The sequence below is a fragment of the Paractinoplanes pyxinae genome, from assembly GCF_026626335.1.
In the GTDB taxonomy this organism is placed as follows: Bacteria; Actinomycetota; Actinomycetes; order Mycobacteriales; family Micromonosporaceae; genus Actinoplanes; species Actinoplanes pyxinae.
The window spans coordinates 32,110-53,591 of sequence record NZ_JAPNTZ010000019.1; the positions used below are offsets into that span (position 1 = coordinate 32,110).

General features: G+C 71.1%; 23 protein-coding genes. 10 read left to right on the forward strand and 13 right to left on the reverse strand.

Annotation, left to right across the window (positions count from 1 at the left end; genetic code table 11):
* Window positions 1-169: 169 nt before the first annotated feature.
* Entirely contained in the window at window positions 170-490 is a 321-nt protein-coding gene (locus tag OWR29_RS39985) for a hypothetical protein (protein WP_267568777.1), read from the forward strand.
* Between the two features lie 145 nt (window positions 491-635).
* Window positions 636-1,601 (forward strand): hypothetical protein, encoded by a 966-nt coding sequence (locus tag OWR29_RS39990; RefSeq protein ID WP_267568778.1) that lies wholly within the window; start codon window positions 636-638, stop codon window positions 1,599-1,601.
* A 35-nt stretch (window positions 1,602-1,636) separates the two neighbouring features.
* Here the strand turns inward: OWR29_RS39990 and OWR29_RS39995 are convergent, their stop codons facing one another.
* From OWR29_RS39995 to OWR29_RS40020, 6 genes are all read right to left on the reverse strand, one after another.
* Window positions 1,637-2,446 carry an Fpg/Nei family DNA glycosylase gene (locus tag OWR29_RS39995; protein WP_267568779.1) on the reverse strand — a complete coding sequence of 270 codons (810 nt, stop codon included), beginning with the start codon at window positions 2,444-2,446 and terminating at the stop codon, window positions 1,637-1,639.
* A 17-nt stretch (window positions 2,447-2,463) separates the two neighbouring features.
* The gene (gene tnpB / locus OWR29_RS40000) at window positions 2,464-3,843 is read right to left on the reverse strand and encodes an IS607 family element RNA-guided endonuclease TnpB (RefSeq protein WP_267568781.1); all 1,380 of its coding nucleotides are present in this window, start codon (window positions 3,841-3,843) and stop codon (window positions 2,464-2,466) included.
* A complete protein-coding gene (locus tag OWR29_RS40005; RefSeq protein WP_267568782.1) occupies window positions 3,840-4,421 on the reverse strand; it encodes an IS607 family transposase in 582 nt (193 codons plus the stop codon). The genes tnpB and OWR29_RS40005 overlap by 4 nt, the downstream gene beginning before the upstream one ends.
* 282 nt (window positions 4,422-4,703) lie before the next feature.
* A complete protein-coding gene (locus tag OWR29_RS40010) occupies window positions 4,704-6,857 on the reverse strand; it encodes a sensor histidine kinase (RefSeq protein ID WP_267568783.1) in 2,154 nt (717 codons plus the stop codon).
* A 24-nt stretch (window positions 6,858-6,881) separates the two neighbouring features.
* Window positions 6,882-8,102, reverse strand: a complete 1,221-nt coding sequence (locus tag OWR29_RS40015; protein ID WP_267568784.1) for a PP2C family protein-serine/threonine phosphatase — start codon at window positions 8,100-8,102, stop codon at window positions 6,882-6,884.
* Between the two features lie 64 nt (window positions 8,103-8,166).
* Entirely contained in the window at window positions 8,167-8,718 is a 552-nt protein-coding gene (locus OWR29_RS40020; RefSeq protein ID WP_267568785.1) for a TetR/AcrR family transcriptional regulator, read from the reverse strand.
* Between the two features lie 76 nt (window positions 8,719-8,794).
* Between OWR29_RS40020 and OWR29_RS40025 the strand changes: the two genes are divergently transcribed.
* Window positions 8,795-9,526: an SDR family NAD(P)-dependent oxidoreductase gene (locus OWR29_RS40025; protein WP_267568786.1), complete on the forward strand. Its 732-nt coding sequence runs from the start codon at window positions 8,795-8,797 to the stop codon at window positions 9,524-9,526.
* On the opposite strand, the gene OWR29_RS40030 is transcribed toward OWR29_RS40025, so the two are convergent.
* Window positions 9,523-11,550 carry a S9 family peptidase gene (locus OWR29_RS40030; RefSeq protein WP_267568787.1) on the reverse strand — a complete coding sequence of 676 codons (2,028 nt, stop codon included), beginning with the start codon at window positions 11,548-11,550 and terminating at the stop codon, window positions 9,523-9,525. The two genes, OWR29_RS40025 and OWR29_RS40030, sit on opposite strands and share 4 nt — an antisense overlap.
* Window positions 11,547-12,041, reverse strand: a complete 495-nt coding sequence (locus tag OWR29_RS40035; protein WP_267568965.1) for a hypothetical protein — start codon at window positions 12,039-12,041, stop codon at window positions 11,547-11,549. Before OWR29_RS40035 ends, OWR29_RS40030 begins: the two co-directional genes overlap by 4 nt.
* Window positions 12,042-12,518: 477 nt before the next feature.
* Between OWR29_RS40035 and OWR29_RS40040 the strand changes: the two genes are divergently transcribed.
* Window positions 12,519-13,439 carry an aldo/keto reductase gene (locus OWR29_RS40040; RefSeq protein ID WP_267568788.1) on the forward strand — a complete coding sequence of 307 codons (921 nt, stop codon included), beginning with the start codon at window positions 12,519-12,521 and terminating at the stop codon, window positions 13,437-13,439.
* On the opposite strand, the gene OWR29_RS40045 is transcribed toward OWR29_RS40040, so the two are convergent.
* Window positions 13,436-15,412, reverse strand: coding sequence for a S9 family peptidase (locus tag OWR29_RS40045; protein WP_267568789.1), 1,977 nt, complete (start codon window positions 15,410-15,412; stop codon window positions 13,436-13,438). The genes OWR29_RS40040 and OWR29_RS40045 overlap by 4 nt on opposite strands.
* Window positions 15,413-15,475: 63 nt before the next feature.
* Here OWR29_RS40045 and OWR29_RS40050 point away from each other — a divergent pair, with 63 nt between their 5' ends.
* Genes OWR29_RS40050 through OWR29_RS40060 form a run of 3 tightly spaced genes read left to right on the forward strand, consistent with a single transcriptional unit; the run spans window position 15,476 to window position 17,222 of the window.
* Window positions 15,476-15,790 carry an STAS domain-containing protein gene (locus OWR29_RS40050; RefSeq protein ID WP_267568790.1) on the forward strand — a complete coding sequence of 105 codons (315 nt, stop codon included), beginning with the start codon at window positions 15,476-15,478 and terminating at the stop codon, window positions 15,788-15,790.
* A 10-nt stretch (window positions 15,791-15,800) separates the two neighbouring features.
* The gene (locus OWR29_RS40055; protein ID WP_267568791.1) at window positions 15,801-16,622 is read left to right on the forward strand and encodes an SAM-dependent methyltransferase; all 822 of its coding nucleotides are present in this window, start codon (window positions 15,801-15,803) and stop codon (window positions 16,620-16,622) included.
* 33 nt (window positions 16,623-16,655) lie between these two features.
* Entirely contained in the window at window positions 16,656-17,222 is a 567-nt protein-coding gene (locus OWR29_RS40060) for a DUF4352 domain-containing protein (protein WP_267568792.1), read from the forward strand.
* Here OWR29_RS40060 and OWR29_RS40065 read toward each other — a convergent pair.
* Window positions 17,219-17,656, reverse strand: a complete 438-nt coding sequence (locus tag OWR29_RS40065) for a MarR family winged helix-turn-helix transcriptional regulator (RefSeq protein WP_267568794.1) — start codon at window positions 17,654-17,656, stop codon at window positions 17,219-17,221. The two genes, OWR29_RS40060 and OWR29_RS40065, sit on opposite strands and share 4 nt — an antisense overlap.
* A gap of 48 nt (window positions 17,657-17,704) precedes the next feature.
* Between OWR29_RS40065 and OWR29_RS40070 the strand changes: the two genes are divergently transcribed.
* From OWR29_RS40070 to OWR29_RS40080, 3 genes are read left to right on the forward strand one after another with little or no spacing between them, the layout of a single operon-like run.
* A complete protein-coding gene (locus OWR29_RS40070; protein WP_267568795.1) occupies window positions 17,705-18,100 on the forward strand; it encodes a nuclear transport factor 2-like protein in 396 nt (131 codons plus the stop codon).
* A 13-nt stretch (window positions 18,101-18,113) separates the two neighbouring features.
* Window positions 18,114-18,815 (forward strand): hypothetical protein, encoded by a 702-nt coding sequence (locus OWR29_RS40075; RefSeq protein ID WP_267568796.1) that lies wholly within the window; start codon window positions 18,114-18,116, stop codon window positions 18,813-18,815.
* Between the two features lie 10 nt (window positions 18,816-18,825).
* Window positions 18,826-19,557, forward strand: a complete 732-nt coding sequence (locus tag OWR29_RS40080) for a phosphotransferase enzyme family protein (RefSeq protein ID WP_267568797.1) — start codon at window positions 18,826-18,828, stop codon at window positions 19,555-19,557.
* On the opposite strand, the gene OWR29_RS40085 is transcribed toward OWR29_RS40080, so the two are convergent.
* The 3 genes from OWR29_RS40085 to OWR29_RS40095 are packed head-to-tail and all read right to left on the reverse strand — an operon-like array spanning window position 19,554 to window position 21,481.
* Window positions 19,554-19,916, reverse strand: a complete 363-nt coding sequence (locus OWR29_RS40085; protein ID WP_267568798.1) for a nuclear transport factor 2 family protein — start codon at window positions 19,914-19,916, stop codon at window positions 19,554-19,556. The two genes, OWR29_RS40080 and OWR29_RS40085, sit on opposite strands and share 4 nt — an antisense overlap.
* A complete protein-coding gene (locus OWR29_RS40090) occupies window positions 19,913-20,683 on the reverse strand; it encodes a class I SAM-dependent methyltransferase (RefSeq protein ID WP_267568799.1) in 771 nt (256 codons plus the stop codon). Before OWR29_RS40090 ends, OWR29_RS40085 begins: the two co-directional genes overlap by 4 nt.
* Window positions 20,684-20,704: 21 nt before the next feature.
* The gene (locus tag OWR29_RS40095) at window positions 20,705-21,481 is read right to left on the reverse strand and encodes an HAD family hydrolase (protein WP_267568800.1); all 777 of its coding nucleotides are present in this window, start codon (window positions 21,479-21,481) and stop codon (window positions 20,705-20,707) included.
* Between the last annotated feature and the right edge of the window lies 1 nt (window position 21,482).

Consider the following 21,482-nt stretch of genomic DNA (forward strand, 5'->3'; position numbering starts at 1 on the left):
GACCTGACGGGCAAGACGTCGCCCGGCCCAGGCGGCAATCCGCCTGGACCGGGGCCCAGCTGTCGTCCCTCTCACCAGAGGTCACCTGTGCTCGTCCGTCGCGTCCTTGCCGCCGCTGTGCTCGTCGGCTCGCTCGCCACCTGCGGCTCATGAGACCATCGAAACCGCGATGGTGCTCTCACTCTCCGGCGCCTGTCTCGGCGACCGGGCAGTGGTCGCGAAGGGCGCGGCGATGGCCGACCGCTTGGAACGACCGCACCATGTGTACGCAGCCGGGACATGCGATCCGGCCTGCGAGTTCTCGCCGCTGGCCTCCGCTCTGGGCAACTGGATCAGTCGCACGGCCGATGTCCCGCGCACCTCCTGGCAGCAGGAAGGCCTCTGTCAGGGCTACTTGTGCGCCGGGCCCGGCTCCGACGACGCCGCGCTGCAGGAAATCTACGTCGCGCTCTCCTGCGACCGGCCGGGCTGTGGATCCGAGATTCCCTAGATTCTCTGACGATTTCCTCTCGCGCCGGACGTCAAGCTCATCTCGATCAAGGTCGGCACGGCCCGCTGACGGTCACCGCTCACCTCTGAATTGTGTTGATCCGCGGTTCTACGCTGAGTGGGCAGTTAACACGAAACGGGGATCAATGCGCGTTCAGCGTTACACGGCCGGCGTCATCGCCGGTGTCACCACTCTCACCGTGCTGGGCGGGTGCGCCGCGCAGCAGATCCAGGCCCTCGAGCCCAAGATCGAGCTGCGCAACGCCGCTCAGCAGCTGGCCGACGCCAAGCAGACCGGCGTCACCGTCAAACTCACCGGCAACCCGGCCGACCTGGTCGCCGCGGCCGGCAAGGAAGCCGACGCCGCCACCGTGGCCCAGCTGTTCAACTCGTCGATCACCATGACCACCGACAAGGGCGGCGACGGCGAAGCGGACGACAAGTCGAGCCTCGCGGTCACCGTGGACGGGGTCACCGGCACCGAGATCCGGTTCGTCGACGGCTCGCTGTTCCTGAAGGCGCCCGTAAACGAGCTGGCGGCCAAGTTCGGGGCCACCCCGGCCGACGTCAAGGAGCTCAGCGGCGGTGCGCCCGGCCTCGACGCGCTCACGGCCGGCCAGTGGATCTCGGTCGACACGAAGAAGCTGCCGGGTGCGGCCGCCGCCACGGCCAAGCCGGACGCCGAGCAGCAGAAGATGCTGGCCGAGCTGACCACCAGCGCCACCAACCTGCTCGAGGGGGCCGACGTGGTCCGCGACAGCGCCGACGACAAGCACCTGATCGTGACGTCGTCCACGGCCAAGGGCTACGCCGAGGCCAAGCGCCTGGCCACGGCGGTCGAGCCGTCGCTGGCGTCGGAGTTCCCGGCCGCTCCGAAGAAGGACCAGCCGGTGGTCATCGACCTGTGGCTGGACGGCGGCAAGTTCACCGCGGCCGAGGTCGACGTGCTGCAGTTCGTCGAGGGCGCCCAGGGCCGGGTAGCCGCCCGGCTCGAGTTCACCGACGGCGCTGCGATCGACGCGCCGGCCGGGGCCACGCCGGTGGACCTCTCGGGTCTGCTCAAGTCCGGGGCCGCCATGCCCTATCTGGGCAGCACGCGGCCGTCCAACTGAGTGATCGAGCAGGAGCGGGTAGGGGCGGACTGCCCCTACCCGCTCAAGGCCTGCTCCCGGCTGCACCACCAGCTCGTACGGCCGCCGACCGTGCTTTTGACCATGGGCGCGCCGTCACGGGGGCAGCGGCCGCCGGCCGTGCGGAACGGAATCACCTTCAGCGTGTGGACGCCGCCGTCGCGGATGGCCTCGCGCACGGCCGTACGGGTGGCGCGCAGCAGCCGATTGACGTCATCGGTGGTCAGTTTGTCGACGCGGCGGCCCGGGTTGATGCGCGCCGACCACAGGATCTGATCGGCCAGCAGGTTGCCGATGCCGGCCACCGCCTCCTGATCGAGCAGGCGCGCCTTGACCGGGGCGGTGCCGAAGCCGAGCGCCGCCCGGAACCCGGCCGGGGTGATCGTGGCGGCGTCGGGCCCCAGGGCCTCGACGGGCGGGTCCAGGCGTACGCGACCCAGGCGCCGGGGGTCGACCAGCATCAGCCGGCCCCCGTCGGCGAAGGTCAGGGCGAACCGCGTCCACCGATAGTCACCGGGCAGGCGGCGCCCCTCCCAGTAGTCACCCCCGTCGACCTCGGAACCGTCCGGGTCGCCGATCACGATCTTGCCGGACATGCCGAGGTGGATGCCCAGCTCGGGCCCGTCCTCGCTGGTGTCGCACCACATGCTCTTACCCCGTCGATGGGCCGCGACGAGCGTCCGCCCCATCAGCGCGTCCCTGATCTGCCCGGGAAGGTGCGGACGGCACACGTACGTGTCGGTGTCGTCCACCTCGACGATCTTCCGGCCGAGCCCGGACCGCTCGATCACCGCCCGCGCCGACTCGACTTCCGGCAGCTCCGGCATGGTTCCTCCGTTACCTCTCAGTGCGCTTTGGTGAGCACACGGTTGGTAGTCCTGCCTTGCGGCGGGACGGTCCCGGTCTGACCGGCGGGTGCCGTGCCGGGTTCACGCTTCACTGCCACCTGCCCGCGTACGCGGGTCTTCTGGTCGGCTCCACGTGCTGCCACCGGGCCACTCCCGGCGGTGTCGTACTCGGCCGCGAGCGCGGCCAGGTTCAGGGAGGCGTTGTGGTCGCGGTCGATGACCAGACCGCACGCCTGACACTGGTATTTACGCTCGTGCAGGGCCAGCTTGGCTCTCACCGTGCCGCAGCCCGAGCAGGTTTTTGAGGACGGATACCAGCGGTCGGCGATCAGTAGCCGTCCGCCGTTCCACGAGGTCTTGTACGCCAGTTGGCGGCGGATCTCGGCGAACCCGGCGTCGGCGATGTGCCAAGCCAGTCGCCGGTTGGCGAGCATGCCGGTGACGTTGAGGTCTTCCACCACGACCGTGCCTTGCTCGCGGGCGAGGCGGGTGGTGAGCTTGTGCAGGCTGTCGCGGCGCAGGTTCGCCACCCGCGCGTGCGCGCGGCCGAGGCGGGCCGCTGCTCGTTCCCACCGCTTCGAGGGTCGTCGTCCGGTACGCCGGTCGGGGCCGGTCTTACGAGACAGCGCCCGGCCCAACGCGCGCAGGCGTTGCTGCGCGGCGACCTGGTGGCGGGGATTGTCGACCAGCTCGCCGGTGGACAACACGGCCAGGTGTTTGATTCCGACGTCCACGCCGACTACCGACTGCGGCCGGGTCGGGGTGCGCTCGGCTCGCTCGACCTCGACGGTGAACGACACGTGCCAGCGTCCGCCAGCACGCCGCACAGTCACGGACATGATCCGCGCCGTGCCGTTGTCCAGGCGGCGGCCGAGCTTGCGGGCCGACTCGTGCAACTTCAACCGGCCCAGCCGGGGCAGCACCACGTGCATGCGGTCGGGCTCTACCCGGATCGCCCCGGTCGTGAACCGCACGGATGGTGTGGCGCGGCGGCGGGACTTGAACCGTGGAAAACCCAGCGGCCGCCCCGCCCGGGTGCCTTTGCGGGAGTCGGCCCAGTTCTTCAACCCGCGAGCCAGGGCGTCCAGGCCGGTGTTGAACGCCTCCTTGGACACATCGCTCCACCACGGCGCGACGTCGGGTTTCGCGGTGTTCCACGCCTTGCGCAGCCCGGCGAGGGACCAGGGCAGCGGCGGCGTCAACTGCTCGTCCGGCACACCGTAGGAGCGTTCGGCGGTGCGCTGGTCCATGACGGCCTTGACCTTCGCGAGTGCCCAGTTGTGGGCGACACGGGCTGCTCCGGCATGCGCGAGCACGACGCGTTCCTGGACACAGGTGAGATCGAGGGCGAACCGGTACGCCTGGATCGTCTTCACGCCGAGCCGCTCTCGGTGGCGGCTTCGACGGCGCGGCGGGCACGGTTCGCGGCAGCACTGCGGCCGTACAGGCGGGCACACATCGACGTCAGGATCTCGGTCACATCGCGGACCAGGTCGTCATCGACCTCGGTCGGGTAGACGACGAGTAGACGCCGGCCCTGCGCGGTCAGGGCGGCCTCGACGTACTCGGCACCGAACCGGGCGAACCGGTCCCGGTGCTCGACCACGATGGTCGTCACAGCGGGGTCGCGAAGCAGGGCGAGGAACTTCTTCAGGTTTCCGTCGAGCGCCGATCCGACCTCGGTCACCACCCGGTCCACGCCGAGCTTCTGCCCGGTGGCCCACACAGTCACCCGGGCCACTTGCCGGTCAAGGTCCGTTTTCTGATCGGCTGACGACACCCGGGCGTAGACCACGGTCTGCCCGGATTCCGCCGTCGCGCCAGTGACCGGTTCGCCGACCATGATTAAGCGGCCGATCCGGTAGGTAGGAATGGGCAGCGATCCGGACTCGTAACGCCGACGTGCTGTCGCGTATGAGATCCCGGTAGCCGCTGCCCATTCCTTCAAGTTCACAACGCCGATTATAGCTGACTATTGAGTACTACTGACGACTGGGGCGCCAATAGCTAGCCACCCCGGCGCACCCGCATACCTTGCTCATCGAACATGCCCTGAGCTCAGGCGGAGCAACCTCCGGTGCGCTGGACGGCGACGATCGCGATGTCGTCGGCCTTTTGCTCGTGACCAAACGTCGCCATGACGGTGGCGGCGCACATGTCTACCGATCCGGCCGGGCCGCGACAGCGCTGCCGCCACACAGAACGACGGCCAAGGCGCATGGTGGCCCCGGCGGCGTCACCCGCCCGTAGTCCGGCCGGCCGACGCGCGGGCGGTCGGCAGGGTGGCGACCAGCGTCGTCCCCTGACCGGGTGGGCTGTCGACGGTGAGGCTGCCGCCGAAGGCCTCGACCCGGTCGATGATGCCGACCAGGCCCGACCCGCGCGTACGGTCGGCTCCCCCGGCGCCGTCGTCGGTGATCGTCAAGGTCAGGGAGGTCTCGTGCACCGCCAGGGTGACGTCGGCGGCGGTGGCCCGGGCGTGTTTGGCCACGTTGGTCAGGGCCTCGGCCGCCACGTAGTAGCAGGCGACCTGGACGCTGTCGTCGACGCCCGGCCAGTGCGGCGGCAAGGTCAGCTCGACCGGCACCGGGCTGCGGGCGGAGAGGGCGCGCAGGGCCGCGGGCAGGTCACCCTCAGCGAGCACGGCCGGGTGCAGCCCGCGGGAGAGGTCGCGCAAATCGTCCAGGATCGAGTCGATCTCGTCGGCGGCGGCCGCGAAGTCCGGGGCGCCGAGGCGCAGTTCCAGGGCCAGGGAGACCAGACGCTGCTGGGCGCCGTCGTGCAGGTCGCGTTCGAAGCGGCGGCGGGCCTCGTCGGTGGCGGTCACGATGCGTTCGCGCGAGGCGCGCAGGTTATCCTCGGTCTCGACATTCCGGATGGATGTCGCGATCAAGTCGATGCAGTCGGTGACGGGCTGTACGACCAGGTCGGGCACGCGGCCGGACTGGGCCGAGGTGACGCTGAGCCAGCCCCAGTACCGGCCGCCGGCGAAGATCGGGCAGGCCACGGTGGACCGGGCGCCCGCCTCGCGGACGGCCTGCCCGCTGACACTGACCGCCTCGACGTAACTGTCCACCCGGACCGTACGGCGTTGTTCGCAGACCTGCCCGGCCGCGGTGTCCGGATCGACCCGGCCGCGCAGGCCGACCGGGTGCAGCGCGGCCAGCATGCCCCGCCGGCCCAGGATGACCGCGGTGCCGTCGCCCTCGTACCGGCAGATCACGACGTCCTCGACCGGCAGCAGCGCGATGAGCTCGTCGGTGACCGCCTGGCAGACGTCGGGCACCGGCGCCTGCTGGGCGACCAGGGTGGCGATGCGCCGCACGGTGGCCTGCTCGTCGGCCAGGCGGCGTACCTCGGCCCCCGCGGCGGCGTTGGCCAGGGCCGTGCTGACCAGTTCGGCGAAGGCGACGACCCGCCGCTCGGTGTCCTGGGGCAGCACGATGCCGGTCGGGGAATGCACGACGACACCGCCCCAGATGCCGCCGCCGGTCAGCACCGGAGCCATCACCGACGTGTTGACCGACCACCGTGCCCGGAGCGTTTCGGCCAGTTCGCCGCCCATCCGGGACCAGTCGTCGATGCGTACGACCGGACGCTGACCGTCAATGAGCAGCGAGAGCCCCGATTCCGACAGCGGCCAGCGGGCCGAGATGGACTCGGGCGCGCCGTCGGCGGACCAGCCGGCGACGATCGTGACCACGTCGGGCGGGTCGAACCGGATCATGGCGCTGCGGCTGGCCCGGCACAGCACGCCCAGCTCGGCCAGGACGCTCGCCCAGACGTCCTCGGGCTTGGCGCCGGCGGCGACCAGCGTGGCCACCCGGCGCAGGGCGGACTGCTCGTCGGCCAGCCGCTGCACCTGCTCGCGGTGTTGCGCGCTCGAGATGGCGGTCGCGGCCAGCGCGGCGAAGCCGGCCAGACGGGTCTCGGTGTTCGCCGGCAGCGGCCGCGCCCGCTCGGAGACGACCGTGGCCGAGCCCCAGAGCCGGTCGTCGACGAAGATCGGCACGGCCACCACGGATCGGGCGTCGATCTTGTTCAGGCGTTCGGCGATCGGCCCGACGTCGTCGCGCGGACCGTCCATGCGGGCCGGTCGGCCGGTCTCGTACACCCGGCGGTTGGCGCTGTCGCCGTGCAGCGGCAGGCTGATGCCGATCGGATGCGAGTCGTCGACCACGCGCCCCCACCCGGCGAGCAGGGTCAGGGCGCCGTCCGCCTCGAACCGGCAGACACCGGAGCCCACGGTGAACGTCTCACCCGTCTCGGCGTCGGTGATGTGGGCCAGCTCCTCGGCCATCGCGTCGAACAGGACGTCGATGGATCCGCTGGCCGCGAGCCGGCCCAGCCGGATCAACGCTTCCCGCTCGGCGTCCACCAGCCTGTCCACGACCCTCACTGTGCGCCCTGGCCGTCAGGCGGAGCAACCTCCGGTGCGCTGGACGGCGACGATCGCGATGTCGTCGGCCTTCTGCTCGTGACCGAACGTCGCCATGACGGTCGCGGCGCACACCTCGGGGTCGCCGGCCACCACCGTGTCGGTGAGCCGTTTGAGGCCGACGTCGATGACCTCGCCCCGCCGTTCGACCAGCCCGTCCGTGTACGACAGGAGCAGGCCGTCCGCGGGGAAGCCGATGACCGTGTCCCGGCGCGCCCGCGGGCGGCCGATGCCCAGCGGGGCGTCGATCGGCATCTCGACCAGCTCGCCCGGGCCGCCGGCCACGGCGAGCACCGGGCGCAGGTGGCCGGCCGACGAGATCCGCAACTCCGTCCGATCCGGGGCGATCATCACGTACAGGGCAGTGGTCAGACTGCCCGCCTCGAAATGCTCGACCTTGCGGTCGAGCAGGGCCAGCACCTCGGCCGGATCGTCGCTGATCAGCGAGTACGCGCGCAGGGCGCTGCGGACGCGGCCCATGACGATCGCCGAGGCCAGGCCGTGCCCGGAGACGTCGCCGATGACCATGCCGACCCAGCCGGAGGGCAGCGTGAAGATGTCGTACCAGTCGCCGCCGATGCCGAAGTCGTGCCCCGGCACGTAACGGGCCGCGAACGTGAGCCCGGGCAGCTGCGGCAGCACGGGCGGCAGCAGGCTGCGCTGCAGGGCGAGGGCCGCCGCCTGATCCAGTTTGCGCGACCGGATCTGGCCCGCGACGCTCGCACGGTCGGCCGCCAGCTCGAGCAGCCGGATGTCGTCGCGGGTGAACTGCCGGGGTGTGCAGGCGCCGACGTGCAGGACGCCGACCACCTCACCGGCGGCCAGGATCGGCACGCCGAGCAGGGACCGGACGCCCTTGACCAGCAGCGACGGGCTGACCACGGAGTCCTCGGTGACCTCGCTCAGAACCACCGGCCGGCGCTGCTGAGCCACCCCGCCCGCGAAGCCGTGCCCGACCGGGATGCGCAGGCCCTGGCGTACCTCTTGCTCCAGCCCCTTGGCCGCGGTGGCCACCAGCTGCTGCGAATGGGGGTCGAGCAGCAGGATCGTCGCGGTGTCGGCGTCCAGCAGGTCCCGGACGCGTTCCAGCAGCTCGTCGAGGAGGTCGGACACGTCGAGCCGGGACAGGGCGGCGTCGCTCACGGCTTCGAGCCGGCGAAGTCGCTCGCCGGCCGACAGCACGTCCTCGGACCCCACGAACTTCACCCTAGTGCGCAAAGCCGCCGTTTCGGCGCGCGGTACACCCCCCGCGCGCTGTCGATCAACCCGGCGAGTCCAGGAGCATCGCCGCCATGGTCCGCGCATGGTCGAGCGGTGCGACGTCGTCCAGCACCTGCGAGCGGGCCAGCGCGCCGTCGTGGAGCAGGGCCAGCATCTCACCCAGCCGGGGCGCGTCGGCCACGCCGAGCTCGGCCGCCAGCTCCGTGAAGAGGGACGCGACGCGCAGCTTGCTCTCCCGTGCCTGGTGATGCGGCGGGCTGGCCGGATCCGGGTTCTCGACCGAGGCCGCGATGAACGGGCACGGCGCCACCGCTCCCGTGAAGGCCGGCGCCTCGAAGAAGGCGAGGATCCGCTCACGCGGGCCGGCCGTCGCGCCGGTGGCTAGCAGCCGGGCCTCCCGCTCGGTCAGATAGGCCGCCACCAGCGACGCCTTGTCCGGGAAGTGCTTGTAGAGAGTCCGTTTCGACACCGGAGCACTCGCGGCCACGAGGTCCATGCCGGTCGCGCCGATCCCGTTCGCCCGGAAGAGCGACTCGGCGGCGGCCAGGATCCGCTCGCGAGAGCGCACGGCTTGCGGTCGAAGCGTTTCCACGGCCCCAACTATACGCCAGCGTTTACTTTTCAAAACATACACGCTAGCGTTTACCTTCTACCGAAAGGGTGCAGCCATGCTGAACGTCCTCATCACCGGCACGTCGCGCGGCATCGGGCGGGCCATCGCGAAGGAACTGACCGCCCGCGGCCATCGGGTGATCGCTACCGCCCGCAAACTCGAGACCCTCGACGGGCTCGACGTCGCCGCCAAGGTGCAGCTCGACGTCACCGACCAGGCCTCGGTCGACGCGGCGGTGGCGGCGGCCGGGCCGGTCGACGCCCTCGTCTCCAACGCCGGAACCACCGTGCGCGGCCCGGTCGAGACGGTGCCCCTCGACGCGGTGCGCGACGTGTTCGAACTGAACTACTTCGGCGCGCTGCGCGTGACGCAGGCGTTCCTGCCGGCGATGCGCGAACGCGGATTCGGCCGGCTGATCTACATTTCGAGCCTGCTGGGCCGCATCACCACACCGCTGATGAGCACGTACTCCGGTTCCAAATGGGCCCTCGAGGCGCTGGTCGAGGCGGCCGCGGCGGAGACGGCGCAGTTCGGCGTCCGGGTCACGAGCCTGCAGCCCGGCGGGGTGGAATCCAGCGACTCGGCCGGCGCGGCTTTGGCTGCGGTCTATCTGACGGAGAACGACCCGTACCGGCCTTTGCTCGAGGCGGTGACCCGGGCCCGCAAGGCGCCGGTGACCGCCGAGCAGGTCGCCACGGTTGTCGCCGACACTCTCGTCGACCCGAACCCGCCGCTCCGCATCCCCGTCGGCGCGGCGGCGCTCGAAGCCCTCGGCGCCCCGCGCTAGCCCAACAGGGGCGGGCGCTGCCATTTCTCGCCGCGGACGTGGTGGTCCAGGAAGGCCAGCATCGTCGCGTGCCATACGGCGAGGTTGCCGGGTTTGGACACTATGTGTCCTTCGTCCGGGTAGTAGAGGAACTTGTGGCGGTCGCCGACCCGCGTGATCAGATCGCGCCACAGCCGCAGGCCCTCGCCGATCGGCACCCGGTAGTCGTTGTCGCCGTGAATGACCAGCATGGGCGTGGTGATGGCGCCGGCGGAGCGGTGCGGCGAGTTCGCTTCCAGCCGGTCCGGGGTGAGTTCGCGCAGCCAGTAGAAGGGGTGGTCGGTGGTCGTCATCATCTGATCGAGCGCCCACAACGAAGCGTGACTGACAATCGCGTCGAAGCGCTCTGTGTGACCAGCGATCCAATTCGCCATGTAACCACCGAACGAGGCGCCCACCACCGCCGTACGCGTGGCGTCGAGATCGGGACGGGCCAGGGCGGCGTCGGTGATCGTCATCAGGTCGGTGTACGGCGTCTCGCCCCACGCTCCCCAGCCGCGCTTGATGAAGTCGAGGCCGTAGCCGGTGGACAGCGCCGGGTCAGGCATCAGCACCGCATAACCGTGCGCGACGGCCAGCCACGGGTTCGACTGCCATTTCCAGACATTCCACGACATCATCGGACCGCCATGAACCCACAAAATCAACGGCGCCGGCGTCTCTGACAGGGGCAACGCGAGCCAGGCGCGCAACGGGCTTCCGTCGGCGGCTTGCGCTGTCACTTCTTCAAGCTTTCCCGGTACGAACGTCGGCGCGCACGGACTGGGCAGGAGTTCGATCTCGCCCGTGGGAATTGCCACCCGCACCGGGTGCGGCGCGCTCGCGATCGTGTTGCGCAACGCGTAGACCCACCGCCCATCCGGCGCCACCCGCGGATCGGTGTAGGCGGCGTCATCCCCCGTGAGCCGACTAACCTCACCCGCCGCAACGTCAACCAGCCACAGCGGCGACCGCCCGTGGTCGTCAGCCGCCACAACCAGTGCCGTCCCATCCGGCGTCCACTGCGGGCTGTGCGGCCACCGATCCCACTCCGCGGTCACCGCCTCGACCGGCCCACCGCCCAGCGGCGCCAGCCCCACCCAGATGTCACCCGGGTCATCGACCGATCCCCACCGCCGTACGAGAAAAGCCACCCGAGACCCATCAGGCGACACCCGCGGCGACGTGAAGTCATGGCCTTCCTCGTCCGCAATCATCCGCCGCTCGCCCGTGGCCAGGTCGATCACCGCAAGGGCCGACCGCTGCGCCCCACCCGCCACCCCCACCTGCCATGTCGCGACCACCGCGCGCCCGTCCGGGGTGATCTCCCAGTCCCCTTCGGTATCCAGCGCCCGCCCAACGTGCCCCGTCACGTCCCGCAGCCCACCCTCACCAACCGACCGCAACTCAGGCTCGCCGAGCGCGCCGGCGAACAGCCGCGGCCGCTTCGGTCCGAGGTCGTGATCCCACATCCGCACCGGGAACTCCTCGTGCAGAATCGCCGTGACCTCAGCCGTTTCACCCGAAGGCACCTCTGCCGACACCTCATCCGGCTCTGAATCCGCAGCGGGTAGCCGCCGTTCACTCCTTCCTGAAGGGAGCACCATCGACCCGGCGACAAGCGCTCCCGACGCGCTGACCTGAACCCCGTGCATCCCGCCGGGCAAACTCGCAACGACGTAGGCGTCCCCGCCCGCCGCCGGCAGCAGCCACAACGCCTTGCCTTCGCCGCCACCCTCGGGGTCCGGCCGAGACGAGAGGAACAGCAGGTCACCGTCCGGCGTGAACCCCGCCCCCGACTCGCCCTCATCACTGCGCGTCAGCTGCCGGGCCGCCCGTTCCCCCGCCGGATCAACCTCCCACAGCGCCGTCCGACGCCGCCCGTTGTCGCCCTCCGAAGTCGAAACGCCCACGACCAGCCGCCGCCCATCCGGCGACAGCCACAGCCCCGCCATCCGAGGCAGACGAACGTACGCGAAGGGATCGTGAAAGGCGCCAGGGCTCATCCAAATCTTTCTATCACCGCCGCGCCCTCACCGCCCGCACCCGCATCGCCGCGCCCACACCGCCGGCACGCCGCGCCCGACACCGCCCGCACCTGCACCGCCGCGCCTGCACCGCCCGCACCGCCGCGCCCGAGACCGCGCGCACTCGCACTGCCCGCACCGCCGCGCCCGACACCGCGCGCGCCCGCACCGTCGCGCCCGCAGATCGCGCCCGCACCGCCGTCGCGCACCCACCTGAACCGCGTCGGGTTGGTGCTGGCTGGTTGAGTTGGGTTGGCGCTTCGACGATCTGTGATCCGGCCGGGGTGGAGCAGGGTTTCGCAGGCGCCTGGTGGCAGGTTGGCGCCGCCGCTGTGTAGACGGCGGTGGTTGTACCAGTCGACGTATACCAAGGTGGGAGTCTCGACCTGGTCGCAGATCTTCCACGAGCCTCGCGGTTTGATCAGTTCGATGAGCAGCGTCTCCGCGGCGCCGACGCCCACCTTCTCCACCACCGCGACGATCGCGGCGTACTCCGACTCCTAACTCGGCCATGCCTCGGCGACCATTCGCATCGCCCGCTCACGAGGTTCCGCGGGGTACGGCGAAGGGCTTGACCTAGCTCGATCCTCCAAAGATCGACCGATGCCAGACCCGGGCGGTTAACACCACCGCGCGCTCACCAGCGCATGTCCGCCACCCGCACACCTACCGCCGCGCACCCACCACCGCACGTCCACCACCGCGCACTCAGCACCGCGCGTCCGCTACCGCACGCTCACCGTCGCGCATTACCGCCGCTCCTCCATCACCGCGCACGCACCATGGCTCGCCCAACGCCGCGCACGCACCATCGCTCGCCCAGCGCCGCTCACTCACCGGCGTAACTCCACCACCGCGCACCACCAGCGCTCGTCCACCCGCGCAGCCACCCCCGCACCCTGCCGGTGCTTGACTTCGAGTGCTCTCGAAGGTCGATCATCGCCGGCATGACGGAGATCGTGTTGGGTGCCATGTTGTTCGGTACGCGCATCAATGAACAAGAATCGTTCGCTTTGCTTGACCGCTTTGTTGAGCGTGGCGGCCGTTGGATCGACACCGCCAACAACTACGCGTTCTGGCTGCACCCGTCGGGGCTGGGTGGGCACAGCGAACAAGTGATCGGCCGGTGGCTGGCCGCTCGCCCGGGAATGCGCGACCGTGTCCGTATCAGCACGAAGGTGGGCGCCGAACCGACCGACCCTGCGCGCGGGCTGGACGCCATGGAAGGGCTGTCGGCGCCGGTCATCCGCTCAGCCCTAATCGGCAGCCTGCGCCGGCTCGGCACTGACCATGTGGACATGTACTGGGCGCACGTCGAGGACCGTTCGGTGCCGCTGGCCGAGACGGTGGGCGCCTTCAGCGACCTGGCCGCCGAGGGGCTGACCGCGCGGTTGGGCGCCTCGAACACTCCCGCCTGGCGAGTCGAGCAGGCACGCGCACTAAGCGACAACAAATGGACAGCCTTGCAACTGCGGCACTCCTACCTGCAACCCCGGCCGGGCGCCGCCCTCGAATCGTGGTCGCATCGGCAGGTGTTCCCGGAAACGCTCGACTACGCGCGGACGTGCGGGCTCGACCTGTGGACGTACTCGCCGCTCATCAACGGCGCCTACGGCCGCGCCGACCGGCCGCTCGAGGAGGCGTACGCGCACCCGGGAACCGAACGGCGACTCGCCGCACTCACCGCGACCGCCGACGAGCTCGGCGCCACCCAGAACCAAGTAGTGCTGGCGTGGCTGCTCGGCGGCGACCCCGCGGTGCTACCGATCGTCGGCGCCAGCACCCCGGAACGGCTCGACGAGGTGCTGGCCGCCCGCGACCTGAAACTCGACCCCGAGCAGCGCCGGCGTCTGGACGAGGCGAACTAGCCGAGCGATTCCGGCCGGCGCCACTCTTTGCCGAGCACGTGGTGGTCGAGGAACGCGAACACCGTCTCGTACCAGACCTTGGCGTTGCCGGGCTTGAGCACCCAATGGTTCTCGTCGGGGAAGTACAGGAACTTGTGCTTGCCCTCGGAGCGGGACAGCAGGTCCCACCACAGCCGCAACGCTTCGCCGATCGGCACCCGATAGTCCTTGTCGCCGTGGATCACCAGCATGGGCGTGGTGATGGCGTCGGCGAAGCGGTGCGGCGAGTTGGCCTCCAGCCGGTCGGGGGTCAGCTCGCGCAGCCAGTAGAAGGCCATGTCGGTCGTGCTCATCATCTGGTCGAGCGCCCACAGCGAGGCGTGCGTGACGATCGCGTCGAAGCGGTCGGTGTGCCCGGCCACCCAGTTGGCCATGTAGCCGCCGAACGAGCCACCCATGGCGGCCGTGCGTGTGGCGTCGAGGTCGGGCCGTTCCAGCGCCGCGTCGGTGATCGTCATCAGGTCGGTGTACGGCTTGTCGCCCCAGTTGCCCCAGCCCCGCTTGATGAAGTCGAGGCCGTAGCCGGTCGACAGCGCCGGGTCGGGCATCAGCACCGCGTACCCACGCGCCACCAGGTGCCACGGGTTCCACCGCCATGACCACACGTTGTACGACCCGAGCGGTCCGCCGTGAATCCACAACACCAGCGGCGCCGGCCCGTCGGCGTCGGAGGGCAACGCGAGCCAGGCGCGCAACGGGCTTCCGTCGGCGGCTTGCGCTGTCACTTCTTCGAGCTTTCCCGGTACGAACGTAGGCGCGCACGGACTGGGCAGGAGTTCGATCTCGCCTGTGGGAATTGCCACCCGCACCGGATGCGGCGCGCTCGCGATCGTGTTGCGCAACGCGTAGACCCACCGCCCGTCCGGCGCCACCCGCAGATCGGTGTACGCCGCGTCGTCCGACGTGAGCCGGCTGACCTCACCGGAAGCGACCTCGACCCGCCACAGCGGCGACCGCCCGTTGTCGTCGGCCGCCACGATCAGTGCTGTGCCGTCCGGGGTCCACCGCGGCTCGTGCGGCCACCGGTCCCATGCGGCGGTCACCGGCTCGACCGGGCCGCCCTTCACCGGCGCCACGGCCAGCCACACGTCACCCGGGTCGTCGGGTGAGGAGTTCCGCCGTACGAGAAAAGCCACCCGCGACCCGTCGGGCGACACCCGCGGCGAGTTGTAGTCGTGGCTGTCATCGCCTGCGATCTCGCGGCGTTCACCGGTCGCGAGGTCGATCACGACGATCGTCGAGCGTTCCGAACCGCCGGCCTCGGACACGATCCAGGCGGCGACGGCACTGCGCCCGTCCGGGGTGATCTCCCAGTCCCCTTCGGTGTCCAGAGCCCGTCCGGCATGCCCTGTCACGTCCCGCAGCTCGGGCTCGGGCAGCGAGCCGGTGAACAGCCGCGGCCTGTCCGGCCCGAGGTCGTGGTCCCAGTAGCGCACCGGGTAGCCCTCGTGCAGGACGGCCGAGATGCCGGCCTTCTTGCGCTGCTCGCGCACCGAGTCGTCGCCCGAGGGCAGCACCGCCGACCCGGCGATCACCGTGCCGTCCGGGCTGACCCGCACACCGTGGACGCCGCCGGGCAACTTGGCGATCACCCGCGGCTCCCCGCCGCCCGCCGGCAGCAGCCACAGCGCCGCCTTCGCGTCCTCGTCGTCGTCGGTGTCGTCGGGCGACGGCCGGGACGAGGTGAACAGCAGGTCACCCTCTCCAGTGAAGGCGGCCGCCGATTCGCCCTTCACGCTGCGGGTCAGACGCCGGGCGGGCTGCTCCCCGGCCGGGTCGACCTGCCACAGCGCGGTGGCGTAGCGGGCGTTCTTCTTGTCCGGCGTACCCACGCCGACCACGAGCCGGCGGCCGTCCGGCGACAGCCACAACCCGGCCAGGCGGGGCAGGCGGACGTACGCGTCGAGGTCGGTGAAAGGATCGACACCACTCATCGGCCCTTTCTACCACCGCGCGGCCGCCGGCATGGGGACGCCATTTGTGGGAATGCGGCGCCGATGCTCGTCCACACGTACGCGATCTCCGACGGCTCGGTGCACCTGTCCGTCGTGGGCGAGATCGACATCGCCACCGTCGAGGACTTCGAGGAAGCGCTGGCCCGGGCGATCGCGATCGACGGCGCGCCGCGCGTGGTCGTCGACTTCAGCGAGGTCACGTTCTGCGACTCGTCCGGCCTGGCCGCCCTGGACCGCTGCTGCGAGCAGGCCTCCCACCGCGGCCTGCAGTTGCGGCTGGTCCGCCCCCAGCGCGGAGTCCGCCGCCTGCTCGAGCTGACCGGACTGCTGGAGGCCCTGACCCGCCCGGACATATAGTCACGCTTGGATGCCCGCCGCTGCCGGGAGGACGACCGTGGCCGAACTCAACGTCGACGTGCCGCACACCGCGCGGATCTGGAACTACTGGCTGGGCGGCACCGACAACTACGCCGCCGACCGCGCGGTGGGCGACCAGGTGCGCGATTTTCTGCCCGACATCGTCGCGTCGGCCCGGGCCGACCGGGCGTTCCTGCAACGAGCCGTACGGCATCTGGTGGCCGAAGCCGGCATCCGGCAGTTCCTCGACATCGGCGCCGGCCTGCCGACCGCGCACAACACGCACGAGGTGGCTCAGGCGATCGCGCCCGAGTGCCGGGTGGTCTACGCCGACAACGACCCGCTCGTGCTGGCCCACGCACGCACCCTGCTGACCAGCACCGCCGAGGGCCGGACGGACTACATCGACGCCGACGCCCGGGACACCGGCACGATTCTGCGCCTGGCCCGCCATACGCTCGACTTCGACCGGCCGATCGCGGTGCTCCTGCTCGGCGTGCTCAACTTCATCGGCGATGACGACGAGGCGCAGGGCGTGGTCAGCCGCCTCACCGCCGCCGTGCCGACCGGCAGCTATCTGGCCGTCGCGCATCCGACCATCGAGGTCAAGCCGGAGGAGTCGGCCGCCGCGGCCCGGCAGTGGAACGCCACCGCCACCCCGCCGATCACGTTGCGTCGCCGAGCCGACCTGGAACGCTGGTTCGAGGGTCACGACCTGCTCGAGCCGGGCGTCGTCACCTGCACCAAGTGGCGTCCCGGCCCCGGCGACCCGACCGGCGACGTCTACCAGTTCTGCGGGGTGGCGGCCGTCGCCCATCGGACGAATCGGTAGTCACGCCCGGCTCGGTGACTCAAAGTAAGAAGGGTGTCACCCGACCCACGTCGCCGGTCCCGGCTCAACCCGCTGCTCGCGGTCCTGTTCGCGGGCGTAGCGGTGGTTGTGCTGTTCTTCGCCGGCGTCGCCGCCCAGCAGCTCAACAGCAAGCAACCGGTCGCCGCTGCCGAGCCCACGTCGAAGGCGCCTCCCCCACCGCCCGGACTCGGTGACAAGGTGCGCGACGGCAAGTTCGAGTTCGTGGTCTCCAAGGTCGACTGCGCCCACCGCAGCGTCGGCCCGGAACACCTCCAGCGCACCGCCAAGGGCAAGTTCTGCCTGGTACGCCTGTCGGTGCGCAACATCGCCGACGGCGCCCGCTACTTCCTGGGCCACGCCCAGAAGGCGTACGACGCCGAGGGCACTGCCTACGGCGACGACGCCCTGGCCGGCGTCTACGCCAACCGCGACACCCAGACGTTCCTGGAAAAGCTGGACCCCGGCGAACGCGTGAGCGGCAACCTGGTCTTCGACGTGCCTCGCCAAGTCAAGCTGGTCCGCCTGGAACTGCACGACTCTCCGCTGTCCCGCGGCGCCAAGGTCTCTCTCAAGTCCTAGACGCTGTCGATGGCGTTCTGGGCTCGCACCAACCGCTCCATGAGCACGATCAACGTCTCGACGTCCTCGTCGGGCCAGCCGGCGGTCAGCCGGCCGAGCACGTCGTCCTGCCACGCGTGCGCTTGCCGCAGCAGTTCCTCGCCGGCCGCGGTGGTGCTGACCGCCGACGCCGCCCCGACCCGGCCCGGCACCCTGCGGACGACCAGTCCTCGCTGCTCGGCCCCGGTAACCATCCGGCTCGCCCCGGACTGATCCAGCCCCAGCTCCCGCGCGACGTCGTTGACGGAGGTCGGCTGCCGCTGCCCGGCGAGCGTGTGCACCGCCTCGACCACCATGACGTCGCGTCCCCGTTGCCCGTCCGCCCCGAGCCCGGCGCCGGTCCACCGCCGCGACCAGAACCGTACGAACCCGAACAGGGCCTGTCCCCGCGCCACCCGGCCTCCCCTTGACTCCATCGTATGCGCATCGCATACGCTCGTCGCATGCAAGACGCATACGCAGAGGATGCCACGCTGGAGGACCTGATCAACGCCTGGCACGAGGCCGTCAACCGTCGCGACCTGGATGCCGCGCGAGCCTTGGTGACCGACCCGGTCGAAGTGTCCGGCCCGCGGGGCACGCACAGCATCACGCCGCAGGAGTTCGCTGACTGGATCGTCACTTCCGGGATCCGGCTGCGCCCGCTGTCGGCGCATCCGGTCGACGCCGCCACGATGGTCGTCGAGCAGGCGGCGACCTGGCCCGGCAGCGACGCCGAAACGACGGTGGCCACCCTGTTCCGGGCCCGCAACGGAGCTCTGACGACGATCCGCCGCTTCGTATCGCTGCCCGAGGCCCTGCACGCCGCGTCGCCGCCGGAACCCGGCCGTCCGGGGTGACGTCCAAGCCGGCATGCTCAAACGCCGGATCGTCCTCGTAGTCAGCCTGGCCTTCGTGGTCCTCGCCTCGGTGGTGGCCGTCGCGGTCGCGGCCGGGAGGCCCGAGCCGGCGTGCGCGTGCAGCGTCGAACCCAACTTGCGGGGGCCGGCTCAAGACGCGGCCGTACGTTTCGAGGGCGTGGTCCGGCGGGGCGATGTGCCCGGCGCGTGGACGCTGCTGACCGATGAGGCGCGATCCCGGTACGGCAATCTGGCCCGGTTCCGGCCCGTCTTCGATCGTCTGGGCCGGGCGCTGCGCGAAGCCGATGCGCCTCGGTGGCTCGCGGTGGACGAGGAGGCGCGGTATGACCGGCCGAGCCCGGTCGTGGTGGTCGGCTTCTCGACGGGCCCGGCCCGGCTGGTCTGGCCGCTGCTGGTGCTCACGCCGCTCGGCCGGATCGGCGACGAGCGCATCGATCCGGAGCCGCGGGCCCTGCGGCTGACCGCGGTCCGAGACGGGGACGGCGTACGGGTCAAGCTCGCCGACGGCGACCCGGAGCGGACCACCTTCGTGGCGATCGACAGCGCCGGACGGGACACGCGCCCCGGCCGCCGGCCCGTGGCCGAGGGCGTCGACCGGCTGACCTGGAGCATCCCGCCGACGGGCCCGATCCTTGCCATAGCCATCGAGAGAGGCCCGTCCGGCCCGCGCATCGGGTTCGGATCGACGCCGTAAACTGCTGCGAATGGGGTGGGAAGCGCTCGCGCAGTGGGGTGACGACGCCGTTCGCGTGGAGCCGCTGACCGGTGGTGTGGCCAACGACGTGTGGTGCGTCCGCGTCGGCGGCCAACTGGCGGTCGGTCGTCTCGGCCGCCGCAGCGACGCCGACCTCGCTTGGGAGACTGACCTTCTCGCGTACCTGGACCGGGAAGGCCTGACCGTGCCGGTGCCGATCCCGGCCCGGGACGGCCGACTGTTCGCCGACGGCCTGGTGGTCATGACCTACGTGGAGGGCGGGCCGCCCGAGACCCCGGCCGACTGGCGTCGCGTGGCGGACACACTCCGCGAACTGCACCGCCTGACCCGGGACTACCCGCAGCGCCCGGGCTGGCGTTCGTCGACCGACCTGCTGCACGCCGAGACCGGCACGAAGGTCGACCTGACCGAGATGCCCGCCGAGGGCGTGGCCCGCTGCCGGGCGGCGTGGGCCCGGCTGGCCGGGCGCGAGACCCGCGTCGTGCACGGCGACCCCAACCCCCGCAACATCCGCCTGACCGCGGAGAGGGTCGCGCTGATCGACTGGGACGAGTCCCACGTCGACGTCCCCGACCTCGACCTGGTGCTGCCCGGCAACGCCGCCGGCTTCGACGTCGACGCCTACGACATCGCCGCCCAAGCGTCGGCCGCCTGGGAGGCCGCCGTCTGCTGGGACGACGACTACTCCCGCAAACGCCTGGCCGAGGTCCGGCCCCTTTAAGAAGGCGGCTCTTGGGTGATCTTGCCGTACACGTCCTTGGCGACGATCCGCCCATCGCTCACCCGGTAGAGATCCAGCCCGCGCAGAACCGTGCCGTCCTCGGCCGGCGCCCACTGCCACTCGCACACCACCCGGTCGCCCGCCGCGAACACGGGCCCGAGGACAGGCCCCTCACCGGGACCGATCTGGTCGGCGAAAACGGCTGTCACCTCGTCCCGGCCACTAACGACAACCGCCGGCCCGTCCCAGGCGTTCGGGCAGTACAAGACATCGTCGGCCAGGCACGCCGACACCGCCGCCAGGTCACCCGCGGCCCACGCCGCGTTGAAGCGTTCGATCAGCTCTCGTGCGTCCGTCACGCCGACACCGGCAATACGGCTTTGACGACGTAGTAGGCGGGCAGCGCGCTCGCGGCCTCGCCCAGGCCGGCGTAGAGGGCGGGCTCGGGCGCCTCGAAGAACTCGTCGAGGTGGAGGCCGGCCCGGATCAGCGCCATCACGACGTCGCTCACCGGCCAGACGAAGGTGGTGAAGCGGGGCGCGTCCGGTTCGCCGCGGGCGCCCTCGGGGAGTTTGGCGTCGTCCTGGCCGGTGGCCGGGCGGCCGCGGCCGAAGTAGTCGCCGACCACCGCCAGGCGGTCTTCGGCGCGGACGGACAGCGCCTCCCAGGCCGGGTGGTGGTCGCACAGCAGCAGGGCACCGCCGGGGCGGAGGCGGGCGGCGACCATGGCGGCGAGGGCGTCCAGGTCGGGCACCCAGCAGATGGCGCCCCAGCTCAGGTAGATCAGGTCGAGGTCGACGAGGTCGTCCGGCGGGTGGAGCATGTCGGCCTGGCGGAAGTCAGCCTCGATCCCGGCCTCGGCCGCCCGGGCTATCGCCTTCGCGACGGCCACGTCGGACAGGTCGACACCGGTCGCTCGTGCGCCCAGAATGGCCCAGGACAGCACCTCATCGCCGTACGAGCAAGCCAGCTGAACCACCCGCCGGCCCGCCACGTCGCCGGCCAGCCGCACCTCGAAGTCGGCCAGGACGATTTCGCCCGCCCGCAGCCGCTCGACGGCGACGCCCGAGCGCCGGGGCGCGATGAGGTTCCAGCCGGCGCGGTTGGCCTCGACCCGTTCATCCACAGCGATCAAAATAGCGACCCGTTATCCACAGCGATCAAGGTACCGGGCGAAGCCGTCGTCCTCGACCGACGCCGTCCGGTCGGTGGCGGCCGCCAGGACCTCGGGCGGGGCGTCGGCCATCGCCACCGAACGGCCGACCACCGAGAACATCGCCGTGTCGATCGGCATGTCGCCGAAGGCGATCGCCCGTTCGGGGGCCACCCCGAGCGTCCGCAGGGCGTGCAGCACCCCGCTCGCCTTGTCGACCGAGGCCGCCGTCACCTCCACGAACCGGGATCCGGCGCGGTGCAGGCCCAGCGTCGTCAGGCCGGCCAGCTCGGCCATCAGCTTCACCGCGTCCCAGCCCTCGTGGCCGACGACCATCGCGCACGGCTGCATCTCGCCCAGCGCCTGCACCACCGACACCGGACCTTTGTGGACGGACGGCCGCATCGCCTGGTAGGCCGCCGTCATCCGCCATTCGGAGCCGTCGAAGGCGGCCCAGCCGGCCGTCGGCAGCCGCCGCGCGAGCGTTTCGGTCAGGCCGGTCACCGCGTCGCGGGGCATCGGCTCGCGCCAGGCGATCGTCCGCGTGGCCGGCACGTACCCGAGGGCGCCGCTGCAGCAGACGGCGAAGTCCAAGGTCGGCGCCAGCTCCGACAGGGCCAGCACCCCGTTCGGCGTACGGGCGGTGGCGGCGACCAGCGGCACACCACGCTCGCCGAGAGCCCGGGCGGCCCGCAGCGTGGCCTCGCTGACCGAGCCGTCGCGCCGGACCACCGTACCGTCGAGATCTGTCACGACCGCTTCGAACGCCACC

Bases quoted from the DNA above. Each gene is read 5' to 3' on its own strand.
- OWR29_RS39985 (WP_267568777.1), top strand. From the start codon at position 170: ATGGTGCTCTCACTCTCCGGCGCCTGTCTCGGCGACCGGGCAGTGGTC.
- OWR29_RS39990 (WP_267568778.1), top strand. From the start codon at position 636: ATGCGCGTTCAGCGTTACACGGCCGGCGTCATCGCCGGTGTCACCACT.
- OWR29_RS39995 (WP_267568779.1), bottom strand. From the start codon at position 2,446: ATGCCGGAGCTGCCGGAAGTCGAGTCGGCGCGGGCGGTGATCGAGCGG.
- OWR29_RS40025 (WP_267568786.1), top strand. From the start codon at position 8,795: ATGCTGAACGTCCTCATCACCGGCACGTCGCGCGGCATCGGGCGGGCC.
- OWR29_RS40030 (WP_267568787.1), bottom strand. From the start codon at position 11,550: ATGAGCCCTGGCGCCTTTCACGATCCCTTCGCGTACGTTCGTCTGCCT.
- OWR29_RS40040 (WP_267568788.1), top strand. From the start codon at position 12,519: ATGACGGAGATCGTGTTGGGTGCCATGTTGTTCGGTACGCGCATCAAT.
- OWR29_RS40045 (WP_267568789.1), bottom strand. From the start codon at position 15,412: ATGAGTGGTGTCGATCCTTTCACCGACCTCGACGCGTACGTCCGCCTG.
- OWR29_RS40050 (WP_267568790.1), top strand. From the start codon at position 15,476: ATGCTCGTCCACACGTACGCGATCTCCGACGGCTCGGTGCACCTGTCC.
- OWR29_RS40055 (WP_267568791.1), top strand. From the start codon at position 15,801: ATGCCCGCCGCTGCCGGGAGGACGACCGTGGCCGAACTCAACGTCGAC.
- OWR29_RS40070 (WP_267568795.1), top strand. From the start codon at position 17,705: ATGCAAGACGCATACGCAGAGGATGCCACGCTGGAGGACCTGATCAAC.
- OWR29_RS40075 (WP_267568796.1), top strand. From the start codon at position 18,114: ATGCTCAAACGCCGGATCGTCCTCGTAGTCAGCCTGGCCTTCGTGGTC.
- OWR29_RS40080 (WP_267568797.1), top strand. From the start codon at position 18,826: ATGGGGTGGGAAGCGCTCGCGCAGTGGGGTGACGACGCCGTTCGCGTG.